The following is a 13,943-nucleotide window of genomic DNA, read 5'->3' as shown; positions in this document are numbered from 1 at the left end:
GCATCTCCAATCTGGACTTGAAGGATTGGCTAGGCCGATTTCCGGCCGGCCCCGCGCGGCTCCAGCGCGTCGTCCGCGCTGTCAGGGACATATTCCAGGATATCGCCGGGCTGGCAGTCGAGCACGGCGCAGATCCGCTCGAGCGTGTCGAAGCGGATGCCGCGCACCTTGCCCGACTTCAGCAGGGAGACGTTCGCCTCCGTGAGCTCGATGCGCGCGGCAAGCTCGCGCGACCTGATCTTGCGCCTGGCGAGCATGACGTCGAGGTTGACGATGATCGGCATGGTCAGATGATCTCACTGTTCTCGTGCCACATGCGAACGGCATCGGCCATCACGGTCGCGAAGGCGACGAGCGCGAGGCCACTCAGCACCGACAGCACATGCGACTGCTCGATGCCGAACATGACCACGAGCTGGCCCGGCTGGTTGGCCCGCGTCAGGTTGATCGTGGTGAGCATCTGCACCAGCGGCGACATCAGCGCGTTGGCGATCAGCGCGAGGCCCATCCGGCGGATACGCCAGGCGTTGTCGGTCACGAAGACCTCGCCGCGCGCGAAGCGGGAGAACAACATCGAGAGCTGCAACAAGGCGTAGAGAACAGGCGCAAGTCCGATCAGGCTGATCAGGGCGCCGGCGAGGCGCGTACTGAAATTGAGCGTGAAGGGCCGCGCCCCCAGCGGGGACTGGGTCGCGATCCAGTGCCGGAGCATCTCGTCGCTCGACCAGAGCAGCGGCACCGCAAGCACAGCGCCGGCGACGCACAGGAGCGCGCCGACGGCCACGATCCGTCCGATGCGCCGCAACCGCGGCTCGACCGGCGCAGGAAAAGGAAACGCGACGACGCTCATCGGACTAGCTCCCATTTAATTGTATATTTTTATCGTTTTACAATAAAAAATGGCAGAATTACGATATTAACCCCTTCCCTCGTCACGTACTCCGCGAAATGCCGGCAGCAACCCTTCCTTAACCCCCGCCGCGATATGGTTAACGAAAGTTGACCGCTCCGGCCCAGGCGTCATGTTCCGCATCGATTTCAACAAGCTGCGCTTCCTCGTCTGCGACGACAATCCGCACATGCGCCGCATCCTGCGGACGCTGCTGCACTCCTTCGGCGCGCGCGAGGTTTATGAGGCCGAGGACGGCGCCACCGCGCTGGAAATGTACAGCCATTACGTGCCCGACATCGTCATCACCGACTGGGCGATGCCGATCTTCGACGGGCTCGAGCTCGCGCAGATGATCCGGCAGCCGGAATCCAAGGGCAATCCCTACGCGCCGATCATCATGCTGACCGGTCATTCCGAGAAACGCCGCGTCACGGTCGCGCGCGATGCCGGCGTCACCGAATTCCTGGCCAAGCCGATCTCCGCCAAGGGCCTCTACCAGCGCATCCTCAACGTCGTCGCCAATCCCCGGCCCTTCATCAAGACCAAGACCTATTTCGGTCCGGACCGACGCCGCAACACCAACTCCGCCTATATGGGCCCCGAGCGCCGCGTCGGCGAAAAGCACGAGGTGCTCCAGCAACCCTCGCTGCTCGACAAGGCTCGTTCCTCCATCTAGCGCAACGTTTCGATCGGGGCAGACATCATGGCGAACAACGGCGCAAAGGACATCGAGGTCACGGCCTTCGCCACGCACCAAGTGATCACGCAGCCCAATCCGCTGCGCAAGGTTCTGCGCCGTGTCGAAGAAAAGGACCTGGACGATCCGGTCGCCCGCGCCGAGCAGGCGCTCGCGGGCCTCTCCAGTGAGTTCAAGGACTGGATGACGACCGAGGTCAATCGTCTGTCGGCCGCTTACGTCGCTGTTCGCCATGAGGGCTTCACCAAGGAGCGGCGCGACGAGCTGTTCCGCGCCGCGCATGACATCAAGGGCGACGCTGCGACGTTCGGCTATCCGGCGGCGGCGGGAGTTGCGGAGAGCCTGTGCCGCGTCATCGAGCACGCGCCCGATCTCGACAAGGTGCCGGCCGAGCTGTTCACGCACCACATCAACGCCATCCTGGCCATCGTGCATGAAAACACCAAGCTCGACAGCATCAGCGTCTCGGCCGAGCTCAGCCGCCGCCTGCGCAAGGTCGCCGACGACTATCTCGCCCACGCCAACCGCGACCGCCCCGAGCATCTCGAGGTGATTTTGGCACCGAGCATCGTGCCGGCGGAGTAGCGGCTCCCGCTCTCTCCTCTCGTTATTGCGAGCGCAAGTGTCGTAGGGTGGGCAAAGCGACTCGTCCGCCGTAGCTCGAAGAGCGAAGGCGGAAGCGTGCCCACCTACTAATATAAGCCGTGCGGATCAATGGTGGGCACGGCGCTACGCGCCTTTGCCCACCCTACGGCGTCTCGCTACGCCGCGATCAGGTCGTCATAGATCGGATCGAGCGCGTCATCCGCGACGAGCTCGTCGCAGAACAACCTTGCCTCTTCGCGCGCGGATTCCGTGGCGAAGCGGCGGAGCAGGACCATCAGCGGTTCGGTCGCGCCGCGGTCGGTCTCGCAATGGGTGAGCACGCGCTCGACCATGCGCCGGCGCAGCCGCGCCGCGCCATCATCGGTATCGACAAAACCTTGCTCGTGGCAGGCATCGAGTGCGACCTGGAACGCCGCGAAGGTCGCCTCGGGAAGTCCGGCGCGGCGGAGCAGCGCGTGCAGGCTGTTGCCGCCACGGTCGTGCAGCAGCGCACAGACGCGTGCCAGCGGCAGGTCGGCGAGTTCGGCGAGTGCCGCGTCGAACAGATCGAGATTGCTCGACAGCAGCGCGCGCAGGATGAGGCCGGCGGTGAGCTGGCCCGTGATGCGCAGGTGGCGCACGAGGCCCTGCATGTCCTCGCCGCGCGAGCGCGCTGCGATGTTCATGGTCGAGCGGTCGCGCGCCTCGACCGTGATGCGCTCGGCACGATCGGCGCTCAGCCAGTTCCGCGCCACCACGAATTGTGCAAGGGTCTCGGAGAGCTTGGCCACCAGAGCGGCGCGCGTCGCGGCCGGCAGATCCTCAAGCACCAGCATCGCCTCGCGGATCGCGGCGAGATGGCCGTGGCGCTCGACGATGCGATTCCAGGAGAACGGCGCGAGCTCGGCGTGGGGATTTTCGATCAGCTCGAGGGCTGCCGCCGCGCAGCCGACTTCGGCGATGGCGGCGCAGACCGACACCGGCAACGCGATGCGGCGGGCGACCGCGCATTGCACCTCGTCATTGCCGGTTGCGACGATGTCGACGAGATCGGCGTCGATCAGCAGCGGCGAATGTTCGAGCACGGGCAGCGCGACGGTCGGCTGGTCCGCCGACAGCGCCCGCACGATCGACGCCGGCGCATCCGTGCTGCGCGCAAAGGCCTCGGCCATCGCCTGCCGCACCAGCGGCGAGGGATCGTCGAGCAGCATCAGGAGCGCGCCTTCGGCCGCGATACGGTCGTCATGGGAAAGGTCTGAGATCAGCCAGGCCCGGGCCAATGCCCGCGTCGCCTCGGCCCGCTCGCCGGCGGGCGCCGTCCTGATCCAATTGATGAACTGCCGAACAATCATGCTGCTTCCGGCTTACACAACAAACGAAAACGGTGACGGCTTGTCACCTGCAACACAAAATAAACCACGACGCTTAACAAAGCGTTCACCATAACTGGCTGGTTTTATTGACGTTTTGTTAAGGGAACAAAGGCGCCTGCCACGCGTCCGGGACACGAGAGCGGGTTATTCGCGCGACGATCAGCTCGAGAACGTACCGCTGCGATCGCTGAAGAGATCGAGCGGTTGCGGCGGGCGCACGTCAGGCGTCGCCGATGCGATCGAAGCAAGCGAGGCGTTGTTGCCCCACAATTTCTGCACCGTGGTCGAAACCGGCTGCGTGGTATCGCCGGGCTGATAGATCGAGCGGAATGCGGGCGTGATCGGCGTGTTGTCCGCAGCCGTTGACGACGACGTCGCACTCACCGGCGTCACGCCGCGCGCCTCCGGAAAGGTCTGCAGATAAGCGGCGTTGTCGATGACAGGCGCGGTGGGCTGCACGCCGTTGGCACTTGCGACCTGCGTCGTGGATGGCGAGTCGCCATACATCGCCATTGCGCTGCGGGTCGTTTTCGAATTCGCCGCGCTGGCGTAGCGCGCGTCGAGCACCGAATAGACCTCGGAGACGCTGCGTGCGCGGCCGTCCCTGGCGTAGAAGATCGAGCGGTTGGCGGAGGCCGCATTAGGAAACAGCCGCGCGCCGACCGCTTGCGGATTGTCCTCGGCATTGGCGATCAGCTTTGCGGCGCCGCCGAGACCCATGAAATGCGCCATGTAGAGTTCGCTGTCAGACGGCCTGCGGCCGAGCAGTCCGGTGAGCTTGAAACTGTTCGACTGCGTCAGCGCTGCGGCCATGGTGGAGGCGGCTTCCGGATCGTCGCGCAGCTTCATGATCGACCGCTTCATGGCGGGATCATCGACCGCGTAGCCGCCCGACGACGTCCTGGTGATGGCGTCGGAATAATTGCCATAGCCGAGCTGGGTGCCCGCCTCCTTCACCGTACCCAGCCAGGTCTGGTCGATGAACTGGTAGAGCCCGTGGGCGGACGACGTGGTGGCTCCCGCCGTCGGATCGAAATCCGATTCCATCTTGGCGGTCGTCAGCATGTACTGAAAGCTGACGCCCGTCCGGTTGGAGACCTGCTTGATCGCGCCGGCGACGCGTGCCCGCGACGGATCGAGACCCGTCGTCTGAGAGGCACTGGAATTGTCGACCGACATGATGGAGTGCCCGCCCCGTGCGGCGTTGAGCGACGCCGGCAATTCGGCGCCTGTCGTCTCACCGTGGGACAGGTATGGTTAATGCGGGGTTAATCTGGCCGTTCGCCGTCATTCCGGCCCGAACCCGGCGTGACGACGGGCTATTTCTTGTAGACGGCGTCCGGATCGAACAACCTGTCCGCATCGACAAAGACCAGCTTGGCGCCGCCGCCCTCGGCCTCGACCTTGCGGTAGAAGCAGGACCGGCGGCCGGTGTGGCAGGCCGCGCCGATCTGCTCGACACGGATCCAGACCGCGTCCTGGTCGCAATCGGTGCGGATCTCGACCACGCGCTGGGTCTGACCCGACGTCTCACCTTTTCGCCACAAGGCATTGCGCGATCGGCTGAAGTACCAGGCCTCGCCGGTCGCAATCGTCTTGCGCAGCGCCTCGTCGTTCATGTGCGCGACCATGAGCACATCACCGGTGGCAACGTCGGTCGCCACGCAGGTCACGAGGCCGGCAGCGTCGAACCTGGGCAGGAAGGCGAGGCCTTCCTCGATCTCATGGGAGTGAGCGGACACGGGCGTCCTCGCTTGGAGCATGACGCGGACATAGACCTTCGCGAGGTCAGCGCGTCGTGCCTCGCACCAGGGACAGGAAACGTGCTTGCTCCGCCGGATTGTCGCGGAACATGCCAGTGAAGCGGCTGGTGAAGGTCGAGGCACCATGCTTGGCAACGCCTCGCACCGACATGCAGGTATGCTCGGCCTCGATCAGCACGGCAACGCCGCGGGGCTTGAGGATCTCGTCGATGGCCGCCGCGATCTGCGCCGTCATGTGCTCCTGGGTCTGGAGCCTGCGGGCGAAGATGTCGGTCAGACGCGCAAGCTTCGACAGGCCGACGACGCGTTCCACCGGCGTATAGGCGATGTGCGCCTTGCCGTAGAACGGCATCATGTGATGCTCGCACTGCGAGGTGAACTCGATGTCGCGCACCAGCACGAAGTCGTCATAGCCGGCCGTCTCGCCGAAGGTGCGGTCGAGCACCTCGGCCGGGCACTGGTGGTAGCCCTGATAGAGCTCGTCGAAGGCCTCGACCACACGGCGCGGCGTGTCGAGCAAGCCTTCGCGCGCGGTGTTCTCGCCGATATAGGCGAGCAGCGTCTTCACCGCCGCTTCCGCCTCTGCGCGCGCGGGGCGCGGCTGGTCGGCGCGGACGGCGGCCGCGAGGAATTCGGCAGGGTCAAGCTCAGCCGGGCGGCTCTCGGGCTGGCGGTCGGAGGGCTTGCCCGGGCGGATGGATTTGATCGTAGCGTCCATGTCTACTCCGTTCGACGGCCTCGCGGCCGGAGTGTCACCGGCAGACGGGGCGGCAAGCCGCCGGACGCCTGAAGAGAACAGTTTTGACGAAAAAGGTCCTTTGGGTCATCACGCTGGCAGCGCAGATCTGGACCGCTGCCGCCGCACCGCTGGACTGTTTTTCCGCCAGTTCCGCCCCTATATAGGACCGTGGGCGGCGCCCGCCAAGGCCGATCCGGTGCGGAAGTGTTGGACTCCATCACATGCTGAACGACATCTATAACAAGCGGATCATCGAACTGGCCGGGAATATTCCACGCCTCGGACGGCTGCCGGACCCCGACGCCACCGCCACCGCCCACTCCAAATTGTGCGGCTCGACCGTGAAGATCGACCTCAAGATGGAGGGCGACAAGGTCACCGACTTCGCCCATGACGTGAAGGCCTGTGCCCTCGGACAAGCCTCTTCATCCATCATGGCAAGTCGCGTCGTCGGCTCGACCGCGAGCGAACTCCGCGAGTTACGCGAAACCGTTCGCAAGATGCTCAAGGAGAACGGTGCGCCTCCTGAAGGCAAATGGGAAGAGATCAAATTCCTCGAGCCGGTCCGCGACTACAAGGCGCGACACGCCTCGACCCTCCTGACCTTCGATGCCGTGGTCGATGCCATCGGCCAGATCGAGGCGAAAGCCAAGCAGCCGGCCGCGGCGCAGGGCTGATTTGGCCGAGGTCATTCCGGCGCACGCGCCGGCATGACGATCAGGGAAATCCTACTTCTGCGAGCCCGCGCTTTGCGCCGCACCGGTCGGCACCACGGCTTCCGCCGTCTTGGTCGACTTGACAGGCTGCGGTTCCGCTTCCGCGCCGAACCTCGCCTGGGTCTTCGGTGCAAGTTCCGCCACCGCGGGCGCAGCGACGTCCACATGTGGCAGCACGTCGGCCACCAGGTTGGTGGTGACGAGATTGGTGAGCTTCAGCTCGCCAGCATCCAGCTCGTGCAGATCTTCCCACGGCGGCACGCTCAGCGCGAGCGAGAGCAAGTCGCCGGCGCCGCCCATATCGAACGTGTATTTGGCGAGCCGGCCGATGTCGCGCTCCACGATCATCAGGTCCTGCGCGCTGTAGCTCGCCGCCTTGGCATCGTCGGCACGATCGCCCATCCAGATCTGGTGGACCCGGACGTGAGCTGCTTCCGGCACGTAGCGCTTCTTGCCGGCCAGCAGCAGGAACACGCACATGGATTCGCAATAGGCTTCGGGCGCAACCGCCGGACGGGCCGACTGCCCGCTGCGGTTCTGAACGCTGATGCCGACGGTGGTCGAAAGTCCAAGATTGCGGAAGCGCCGGCCGAGCGTGATCGCGTCGTTGACGGAACCGCCGCTGGAGTCGAGCACCACGGTCGCGCCGCCAAGTTGGCGTCCGCGCGAAAACTCCTCGAAATCCCTCGGCGTATCGGCGGTGATGATGCCGACCGCGCTGACCCAGCCGCGGCAGTTCGGGTCGCAGGCGACCCAGTTGAACTTCATCGGCAGCTTGCGCTCTTCGAGGGCGGCACCGGCATGAGCCGTTGTGCCGGTCGTGGCCACAGCTCCGAAGAGTGCGGCGCCAAGTGCGGCTGCCCCAAGCAACAACCAACCGCGACGATCGAGGGAGTTCAGAAGTCTCAATCTGGTTCCTTCCCCAAGCCCCAAAGGTTCCCCAACAGTCCTCGGTAGCGCCCTCTGAGTCCATCATACGGGCGTATGTTTCTACACACGGTCGTCATAAAAATGGTATCCGGGGGAATACAGATCGTCCACAGGTACTTGCTGCACTGCTCCCAAAAAGCACGGGAAATATGGCGCAGAAACAACAACTTGCGGTTCCCTGCGCCGGAACCGCGCAATACGTCGCTCACGATCGCAGCACAGCGCCCATGAAGCATTCAACCTGCGAGCACTGTTCCACTCCCATCGAGGGCGCGCTCCGGCTCCCGCGCCGATTCGGCCGCGCATTGATCTGGCTCTACCGCCACACGCTCTCGCCGCTGGTCGGCTACAATTGCCGGCACCTGCCGACCTGCTCCGTCTATGGCGACGAGGCGATCGAGCGGTTCGGCCTGTGGGCCGGCGGCTGGATGACGCTCGCGCGACTGCTTCGCTGCAATCCTTTCGGCACATCGGGAATCGACAACGTGCCCCTCAGCGCACCGCAAGGCGCGCGCTGGTATCTGCCCTGGCGCTATGGCAGGTGGCGCGGCGTCAACGCATCCTGAATATCACCAGGAACGCCGCGGCGCTTCGCGCATCGCTGCCTTGAATGGAACCGGAACTTCCCCCTCGCGTTGTTGTGATGCTCCTACGGGAGGAAACAAGAATGCGCTGGAAAATCAGCCCTCTTCACTTCAGGCTTGGTCCACATCCTGGTTCCAGAGGGCATCACGACCCCAGAACCCTCGACATGATTGCCATCATTGCGCTGCTGGCGCTCGTGGTCGGCTCCGGCTGGTATCTGGCAACGAGCCTTGCCACGGCGCCGAGCACCACGGCCTTCATCGTGCCGAGCCAGAGCGTGCACTGGTAGGCTGGACGTTAGAGATCGAGCACCAACCGATCCGCATCGGGTTTGGCGACATATCATCAGATGGCGTTCGCGTTCGTACGGCTGGTTGTCATCGCCCGGAGCGCGTGACACCCGCCTCAACAGGCAACCTAACGAAACCAGAAAAAGCGCCCGGGCGGTGGCGGGATCGACTCGGGCGGACGCAGCCGCTTCGGACGCGGCGGCTTTGGCGACGGCTCGGCGGACGAGGTGGTCTCCGCAGCCGGCGCGGTCTCGCTTCCCGGCACCCTCACCGACAGCAGCAAGTTCGATTCATGCGTCCGCCAGCGATAGCCGACGCCGAAATCGATCGGCTGGGCGCGCGTGAACAGTTCGGCGTAGCGCTCCTGGTGGCGGCCGGGGAATTCGTCGATCGGTCCGAGATAGCGGCCGAACGGGAAGAACCGCCACTGTTGCGCATTGTAGTTCGCAAGCGGAATGCCGGAATCGTCCTGGATGATGGTCGCGCTGTTGGCCAGCAGCCAGTTGCGAGCGACGGAGAAGTCGCCCTTGTGCAGGAGATAGGACGCGCTCTTGAGCAGGCTGTTGCCGGGCCCGAGCGTCTCGCAGAATTTCAGAAATCCCGTGTTGCGCGCGCTGGCATTGGAGAGATCGGTCGAGAAATAGTACAGCGTGCGCGCCTCGCCGTCGCTTCCGGCAAAGGTGATGCGGACACCGCGCGTCGCGTTCCGTCCCGGATTGTCGCCTCCCGTATGCACCCCGCCTTTGTCGTCGAGCGCGATCATCTCGACATTGCGGATGGTCTTGCCGGAGCGCGCGAGGAAGACATAGAGGATCGGCAACGTGCCGTTGACCTGGTTGGCGTGCAGGTCGACCTTCATGTGCTTGGTGATGAAGAAGGAGAAGCTCAGGATCGAGCCGAGCGAACGCTCGACATTGTAGAGCGCGGCACCGACCGAGCCGCGCGGCAGCCGCGTCAGGTCAGGCACCGCGCCGACCGGCTCCAGCGCGCCGAGCACATAGGTGCTGGCCTTGGAGTAGAACGCATCGGCGTAGAGGAAGTCGGGGCCGCTGAACAAGTAGAACATGGTCGGCCGGGGCGCGGCCAGATTGACGTCGGCCCAATTGCGGATCTTCGAGAGCTGCCGCTGCTCGAGCTGGGCGAAGGCGCCGTCGAAGAATTTTGCGTGGCGCTGCCAGCCCGGGTTTTTGGTGAGCGGCACCAGCGGCGAGTCCGGCGAAGGCTGCATGCCCGCGAGAAAGCGCGCGGTATCATCGAAGGTGACGTCGGCGGCACGTGCAGACGAGACGGCCGCGGCCAGCAGGGCAAGAGCGACGGCCGCAATTCTCATGGGTCGAAACATGTCTATTCGCGGTGTGATGACGTACCAGCGGCGACCGGCCGCCTGCGGAAAACAGCATAGATCAACAGGCCCGAGAGCATGAGCAGCATCCCCGCCAGCGACTGCACCGGCCGCTCGGTCAACAGGTAGTACATCATGAACGCGGTCACGAGCAGGAAAACGAGCGGCGTGAACGGGTATCCCCAGGCGCGATAGGGCCGCGGCAGGTCGGGATCGGTGATGCGCAGCTTGACGACGCCGGCGACCGTGAAGAACGAGCAGAACAGCAGCGCGAACTGGATGAAGTCGAGCACCGCCTCGAAGCTGCGCGTGAACAGCAGCAGATTAGCGACGGCAAGCTGAAACAGGATGGCATAGGCCGGCGCGCCGCCCCCCGATCGCTTCGAGAACACGCGCAGGGCCGGAATGTCCTCGCCCATCGTCATCATCACGCGCGGGCCGATCCACATCATCGCGCTGATCGAGGAGATCAGGCCGACGCAGATCATCGCACCGACGATCCGGCCGCCGAGGCTGCCGAAGATCGCGCTGCCGGCGACGCTGGCAACATCGAGCTGGCCGGCCAGCGCACTGACCGGCGTCGAGTAGAGAAACACCGCATTCAGCGCGACGTACAGGACGAGCACGATCATCGTGCCCGCGAGCAGCGCGCGCGGCAGATCGCGTTGCGGCATGTTCATCTCGCCGATGATGTAGGTCGCAGCATTCCACCCGGAGAACGAGTACATCACGAAGACGAGCCCGATCGCGAAGGGCGCGCTAACGATATGCGCGAGATCACCCGGCTGCGGCGTGAAGGCAATCGGCTGCGGCGTGCCGATGACGAAGCCCGCGAGCAGGAAGGCGACGATCAGCACGACCTTGAGGATGGTCGAGATCAGCTGGAAGGTCGATGAGTGCCTGACGCCGGTCAATTGCACGATCGAGACCAGCCACACCACGCCGATGGCAAGCGGGATCGGCGGCAGATCGGGAACGACCGATTTCGCGTATTCGCCGAACGCCATCGCCGCAAGCGCGACAGGCGCTGCGAAGCCAACTGTCGCCGAGACCCAGCCGGCGAGAAAGCCGAAGGCGGGATGATAGGCGCGGCCGAGGAAATTGTACTCGCCGCTCGAGCGCGGAAACATGGCGCCGAGCTCGCTGTAGGAGAACACCCCGCACAGCGCGACGATGCCGCCGACGGTCCAGAGCAACAGGATCGAGAAGCCGGACGGGATGTCCTTGACCTGGAAGCCGAGGCTGGTGAAGACGCCGACCCCGATCATGTCGGCAACGACGATGGCGGTTGCGACCAGAACGGAGACCCCCGGCCCGCCCGTCAGCCGGCCGGTCCAAGGTGCGGGTCCCGCATCTGATGCCGTCATCGGGGTCCTCAACCTCAGGCGTCACGTGTCGTTGGGAGCATCGTGCAGTCTGGTCCAGTCAATTCAAGCAGGGTTAACAAGGGTTAAATGTGGCGCGTGGAATCGGTATCGCGGCACCTTTTGTGCGCGATCCTGGGCAATAAAGCCCCGCAAACACCGGAGAATCCCGTTTCGCACCCCCACAATCAGGACACGATTGCATGGTCCCTTTGAGCATTCCGGATTTGGGGAAGTTTATCCGGACACTTAACGTCGCCTAAACGCCAGTCGGCTCAATTAGCTTGAATATTGCCGCTGGGCTTGTGGACATGACTTGGGGTCATGGGTGGATGGTCGGGGCCGCTCCGAAATTGAGAGCTGACATTCGTGCTGATCGGACGCTGTCCGGCGCGCGCAGTGGTGCGCGCCGGATCGCGCTGGTCTCAGCCTTGGTGCCGCTGTCGCTCACGCTGGTTCAATGCGGCAGGGCCCCCAACCCGGCGGCGCTCGCGGCGAACTCGCAGGCCAACGTCCAAATCGTCGCGAAGACCAATCCTCAGGTCGCAAGCAGCGACACGTTCGAGGATCGCTTCCCCGCCCCGCAATTCAAGGAGCGCTTCCCGTCGGCGAGCGAGAGTCTTCTGCAACGGCAGATGTCGGACTTCTCGCCCAAACGCGCCGTCCAGCAGCAGCCTCAGCCGGAGCAGGCGGCGTACAAGGTCGCCTCACTCGCACCGCAAATCCCCTACCAGCGTCCGGCACGTGAAGACCTGACGACACTCGTCAGCATGAAATCGTCGGCCTTCCCCTATTTCGGCAACAACCCCGCCTCCGACGCGCCGTTCCTCAACATCTCCAAGGGCGATCGCCGCGGCCACCGCAGCTATTCCGGGCGCGTCTACTGGCAGGACGAGACCTACAGCGACAGCCGCGTGCTGATGCACGTGCCCGAGCATTTCGACGTGCGCAAGCCCGGCGTGATCGTGGTGTTCTTCCACGGCAACGGCGCAACGCTGGAGCGCGACGTGCGCGACCGCCAACTCGTACCGCAGCAGGTCACCGATTCCGGCGCCAACGCCATCCTGCTGGCGCCGCAGATGGCGGTCGATGCCGCCGATTCCAGCGCCGGCAAGTTCTGGCAGGCGGGCGGCCTCAAGCGCTTCATGGAAGAGTCGGCGGCCCATCTGGCCCGGCTCACCGGCGATCCCAACAACGCCCGCGCCTTCGCCAACATGCCGATCGTGATCGTCGGCTATAGCGGCGGCTTCCTGCCGACGGCCTGGAGCCTCGAGGTCGGCGGCATCAGCGACCGCGTCCGCGGCGTCGTCCTGCTCGATGCCGTCTACGGCGAAATGGACAAGTTCGCCTCCTGGATCGAGAGCCACCGCTCCGGCTTCTTCGTCAGCTCCTACACCCGCTACACCGCGCGGCGCGACCGCGAGCTGATGAGCATGTTGCGGCAAAAGGGCATTAGCGTCTCCGAGGACATGGACGGGCCACTCCGTCCCGGCAGCGTGGTGTTCGTCGAAACCGGCGACGGCATCACGCATCGTGATTATGTGACGCGCGCCTGGACCCGGGACCCGCTCAAGGACGTGCTGGTGAAGATGTCGGCGACGCCGTCGTTGGCGCTGACGCGCGTTGCGTCCACCAATCCGGCCGCATCGAGCCGCTAGCCGATATTGCGCGCGCCGGCATTTGGCCGCGCTGCCCGCAATTGCCGCAGGCTTTGATCAAAATGTGATGTTGATGGCCGACATCCCCGGGAGCCACCGGATTGCTTCCGCTGGCAACGATCATAATTTGCCGGCCAAGTTTTAGCTTGAATTCTGCGGGGACAGACGGTGCGTCAGGGACTGTACAAGGTCGACTTCCACACGGTTCATGGAACCGGCTGCGGCGTCGTCTATGTGACGGATGGCAAGATGCGCGGCGGCAATTCCGCCTTCGCTTTCATCGGGACCTACGTCGGGGAAGGCGACAGCATCAAGGTCAAGATTTCGACCCAGCGCTACAACGACGACCCGTCCTTCAAGCCGCTGTTCGGGCACGACAGGATCACGCTGACGCTGGCCGGCCGTGAGGACGGCGACACGGCGGAATTCGAAGGCACCGCGCTGCAAGTGCCGGGCGTTGCCTTCAGAGCCGTGCTGAGCCGGATCAGCGACTAGCCGTCCGGCTTCCAGGCTCTCGATCTTCAGGTCTTGATGATCAGGTCTTGATCTTCAGGTCTTGGGCAGCTTCGGAATGCTCTCGGCAAAGCCGTTGAAGCAGGCCAGCCGCTCGTCCTCTTCCTTGAAGAAGCGGCAATCGGCGTAACCCTTGGCCTTCGCCGGTTTCGGCTTCGGCTGCGGCGCGATCACGGCGTCGTAGCAGTTGAGGCGGTCCTTGGTGCCGTCATCGAGGTCGAGGCAGGCCTGGAGCCGTGCCGCGATCGACTGCGGCTTGCCCTTCGGCGCTGCGGCCGGCTTGGCCGCGGCTTCCTTGGTGCCCTTGGGCGTGACCTGCACCAGCGGCTTGTCCCCCACCATGGGTGGCTTGTCGGTTTGTGCAAACGCGGAGGCTGAATAGAGCACCGCGGCAACCGCCAGAATCATCCTCATGTCAGTCAACTCTCTTTGGTCCCCATGCCTCGCCTTCTAGCGCTCCCGCGCGTGGTTTGCCAAGCACCTTGCGCATAGGAAA

The 13,943-nt window shown here is 64.5% G+C and carries 17 protein-coding genes; 7 read left to right on the top strand and 10 right to left on the bottom strand.

From position 1 onward, the window contains the following. Nucleotides 1-29 precede the first annotated feature (29 nt). Complete coding sequence (locus tag ACVJ5M_RS19730; protein WP_049807677.1) at nt 30-284, bottom strand: helix-turn-helix domain-containing protein; 255 nt, start codon at nt 282-284, stop codon at nt 30-32. 2 nt (nt 285-286) lie between these two features. Beyond that, a complete protein-coding gene (locus ACVJ5M_RS19725; protein WP_208087501.1) occupies nt 287-850 on the bottom strand; it encodes a DUF2975 domain-containing protein in 564 nt (187 codons plus the stop codon). Nucleotides 851-1,022: 172 nt separating this feature from the next. Here ACVJ5M_RS19725 and ACVJ5M_RS19720 point away from each other — a divergent pair, with 172 nt between their 5' ends. Together ACVJ5M_RS19720 and ACVJ5M_RS19715 are read left to right on the top strand one after the other, a co-directional pair. Further along, the gene (locus tag ACVJ5M_RS19720) at nt 1,023-1,568 is read left to right on the top strand and encodes a response regulator (protein WP_008549760.1); all 546 of its coding nucleotides are present in this window, start codon (nt 1,023-1,025) and stop codon (nt 1,566-1,568) included. A 27-nt stretch (nt 1,569-1,595) separates the two neighbouring features. Continuing rightward, entirely contained in the window at nt 1,596-2,174 is a 579-nt protein-coding gene (locus tag ACVJ5M_RS19715; protein WP_354100400.1) for an Hpt domain-containing protein, read from the top strand. Nucleotides 2,175-2,350: 176 nt separating this feature from the next. On the opposite strand, the gene ACVJ5M_RS19710 is transcribed toward ACVJ5M_RS19715, so the two are convergent. The 4 genes from ACVJ5M_RS19710 to folE form a co-directional block, all read right to left on the bottom strand. Beyond that, nucleotides 2,351-3,526: a DUF2336 domain-containing protein gene (locus ACVJ5M_RS19710; RefSeq protein ID WP_208087502.1), complete on the bottom strand. Its 1,176-nt coding sequence runs from the start codon at nt 3,524-3,526 to the stop codon at nt 2,351-2,353. Between the two features lie 180 nt (nt 3,527-3,706). Continuing rightward, nucleotides 3,707-4,726, bottom strand: a complete 1,020-nt coding sequence (locus ACVJ5M_RS19705; protein WP_225005258.1) for a lytic transglycosylase domain-containing protein — start codon at nt 4,724-4,726, stop codon at nt 3,707-3,709. Nucleotides 4,727-4,866: 140 nt separating this feature from the next. After that, a complete protein-coding gene (gene hisI, locus ACVJ5M_RS19700) occupies nt 4,867-5,289 on the bottom strand; it encodes a phosphoribosyl-AMP cyclohydrolase (RefSeq protein WP_028150232.1) in 423 nt (140 codons plus the stop codon). 46 nt (nt 5,290-5,335) lie between these two features. Further along, nucleotides 5,336-6,028: a GTP cyclohydrolase I FolE gene (folE, locus tag ACVJ5M_RS19695; RefSeq protein ID WP_063982517.1), complete on the bottom strand. Its 693-nt coding sequence runs from the start codon at nt 6,026-6,028 to the stop codon at nt 5,336-5,338. A 242-nt stretch (nt 6,029-6,270) separates the two neighbouring features. Here folE and ACVJ5M_RS19690 point away from each other — a divergent pair, with 242 nt between their 5' ends. After that, entirely contained in the window at nt 6,271-6,726 is a 456-nt protein-coding gene (locus ACVJ5M_RS19690; RefSeq protein ID WP_014494348.1) for an iron-sulfur cluster assembly scaffold protein, read from the top strand. Between the two features lie 51 nt (nt 6,727-6,777). Here the strand turns inward: ACVJ5M_RS19690 and ACVJ5M_RS19685 are convergent, their stop codons facing one another. Continuing rightward, the gene (locus tag ACVJ5M_RS19685; protein WP_063982516.1) at nt 6,778-7,674 is read right to left on the bottom strand and encodes a COG3904 family protein; all 897 of its coding nucleotides are present in this window, start codon (nt 7,672-7,674) and stop codon (nt 6,778-6,780) included. Between the two features lie 248 nt (nt 7,675-7,922). Here ACVJ5M_RS19685 and yidD point away from each other — a divergent pair, with 248 nt between their 5' ends. Both yidD and ACVJ5M_RS19675 read left to right on the top strand, forming a co-directional pair. Continuing rightward, nucleotides 7,923-8,261, top strand: a complete 339-nt coding sequence (gene yidD, locus ACVJ5M_RS19680) for a membrane protein insertion efficiency factor YidD (protein ID WP_063982515.1) — start codon at nt 7,923-7,925, stop codon at nt 8,259-8,261. Between the two features lie 101 nt (nt 8,262-8,362). Further along, nucleotides 8,363-8,569, top strand: coding sequence for a hypothetical protein (locus ACVJ5M_RS19675; RefSeq protein WP_063986275.1), 207 nt, complete (start codon nt 8,363-8,365; stop codon nt 8,567-8,569). Nucleotides 8,570-8,697: 128 nt separating this feature from the next. Here the strand turns inward: ACVJ5M_RS19675 and ACVJ5M_RS19670 are convergent, their stop codons facing one another. Both ACVJ5M_RS19670 and ACVJ5M_RS19665 read right to left on the bottom strand, forming a co-directional pair. Beyond that, the gene (locus tag ACVJ5M_RS19670) at nt 8,698-9,900 is read right to left on the bottom strand and encodes a hypothetical protein (RefSeq protein WP_456679375.1); all 1,203 of its coding nucleotides are present in this window, start codon (nt 9,898-9,900) and stop codon (nt 8,698-8,700) included. A 14-nt stretch (nt 9,901-9,914) separates the two neighbouring features. After that, nucleotides 9,915-11,279 carry an APC family permease gene (locus ACVJ5M_RS19665; RefSeq protein WP_354098560.1) on the bottom strand — a complete coding sequence of 455 codons (1,365 nt, stop codon included), beginning with the start codon at nt 11,277-11,279 and terminating at the stop codon, nt 9,915-9,917. Nucleotides 11,280-11,608: 329 nt separating this feature from the next. On the opposite strand from ACVJ5M_RS19665, the gene ACVJ5M_RS19660 reads away from it, so the two are divergent. Both ACVJ5M_RS19660 and ACVJ5M_RS19655 read left to right on the top strand, forming a co-directional pair. Continuing rightward, on the top strand, nt 11,609-12,934 hold the full coding sequence (locus ACVJ5M_RS19660) for an alpha/beta hydrolase (protein WP_354100401.1): 1,326 nt from the start codon (nt 11,609-11,611) through the stop codon (nt 12,932-12,934). A gap of 168 nt (nt 12,935-13,102) precedes the next feature. Beyond that, nucleotides 13,103-13,429, top strand: a complete 327-nt coding sequence (locus ACVJ5M_RS19655; protein ID WP_063982511.1) for a GrlR family regulatory protein — start codon at nt 13,103-13,105, stop codon at nt 13,427-13,429. 54 nt (nt 13,430-13,483) lie between these two features. Here ACVJ5M_RS19655 and ACVJ5M_RS19650 read toward each other — a convergent pair whose 3' ends face one another. Next, complete coding sequence (locus tag ACVJ5M_RS19650; RefSeq protein ID WP_028150242.1) at nt 13,484-13,861, bottom strand: hypothetical protein; 378 nt, start codon at nt 13,859-13,861, stop codon at nt 13,484-13,486. Between the last annotated feature and the right edge of the window lie 82 nt (nt 13,862-13,943).

Source organism: Bradyrhizobium sp. S3.7.6 (assembly GCF_054061875.1).
The sequence above is the reverse complement of the archived record's forward strand: the minus strand, read 5'-3'. Positions and strand labels throughout refer to the sequence as shown.

Excerpts from the sequence above, each read along its gene's own strand:
- ACVJ5M_RS19730 (WP_049807677.1), bottom strand. The coding sequence starts at position 284 with ATGCCGATCATCGTCAACCTCGACGTCATGCTCGCCAGGCGCAAGATC.
- ACVJ5M_RS19725 (WP_208087501.1), bottom strand. The coding sequence starts at position 850 with ATGAGCGTCGTCGCGTTTCCTTTTCCTGCGCCGGTCGAGCCGCGGTTG.
- ACVJ5M_RS19720 (WP_008549760.1), top strand. The coding sequence starts at position 1,023 with ATGTTCCGCATCGATTTCAACAAGCTGCGCTTCCTCGTCTGCGACGAC.
- ACVJ5M_RS19715 (WP_354100400.1), top strand. The coding sequence starts at position 1,596 with ATGGCGAACAACGGCGCAAAGGACATCGAGGTCACGGCCTTCGCCACG.
- ACVJ5M_RS19710 (WP_208087502.1), bottom strand. The coding sequence starts at position 3,526 with ATGATTGTTCGGCAGTTCATCAATTGGATCAGGACGGCGCCCGCCGGC.
- ACVJ5M_RS19705 (WP_225005258.1), bottom strand. The coding sequence starts at position 4,726 with ATGTCGGTCGACAATTCCAGTGCCTCTCAGACGACGGGTCTCGATCCG.
- folE (WP_063982517.1), bottom strand. The coding sequence starts at position 6,028 with ATGGACGCTACGATCAAATCCATCCGCCCGGGCAAGCCCTCCGACCGC.
- ACVJ5M_RS19690 (WP_014494348.1), top strand. The coding sequence starts at position 6,271 with ATGCTGAACGACATCTATAACAAGCGGATCATCGAACTGGCCGGGAAT.
- yidD (WP_063982515.1), top strand. The coding sequence starts at position 7,923 with ATGAAGCATTCAACCTGCGAGCACTGTTCCACTCCCATCGAGGGCGCG.
- ACVJ5M_RS19675 (WP_063986275.1), top strand. The coding sequence starts at position 8,363 with ATGCGCTGGAAAATCAGCCCTCTTCACTTCAGGCTTGGTCCACATCCT.
- ACVJ5M_RS19670 (WP_456679375.1), bottom strand. The coding sequence starts at position 9,900 with ATGAGAATTGCGGCCGTCGCTCTTGCCCTGCTGGCCGCGGCCGTCTCG.
- ACVJ5M_RS19665 (WP_354098560.1), bottom strand. The coding sequence starts at position 11,279 with ATGACGGCATCAGATGCGGGACCCGCACCTTGGACCGGCCGGCTGACG.
- ACVJ5M_RS19660 (WP_354100401.1), top strand. The coding sequence starts at position 11,609 with ATGGTCGGGGCCGCTCCGAAATTGAGAGCTGACATTCGTGCTGATCGG.
- ACVJ5M_RS19650 (WP_028150242.1), bottom strand. The coding sequence starts at position 13,861 with ATGAGGATGATTCTGGCGGTTGCCGCGGTGCTCTATTCAGCCTCCGCG.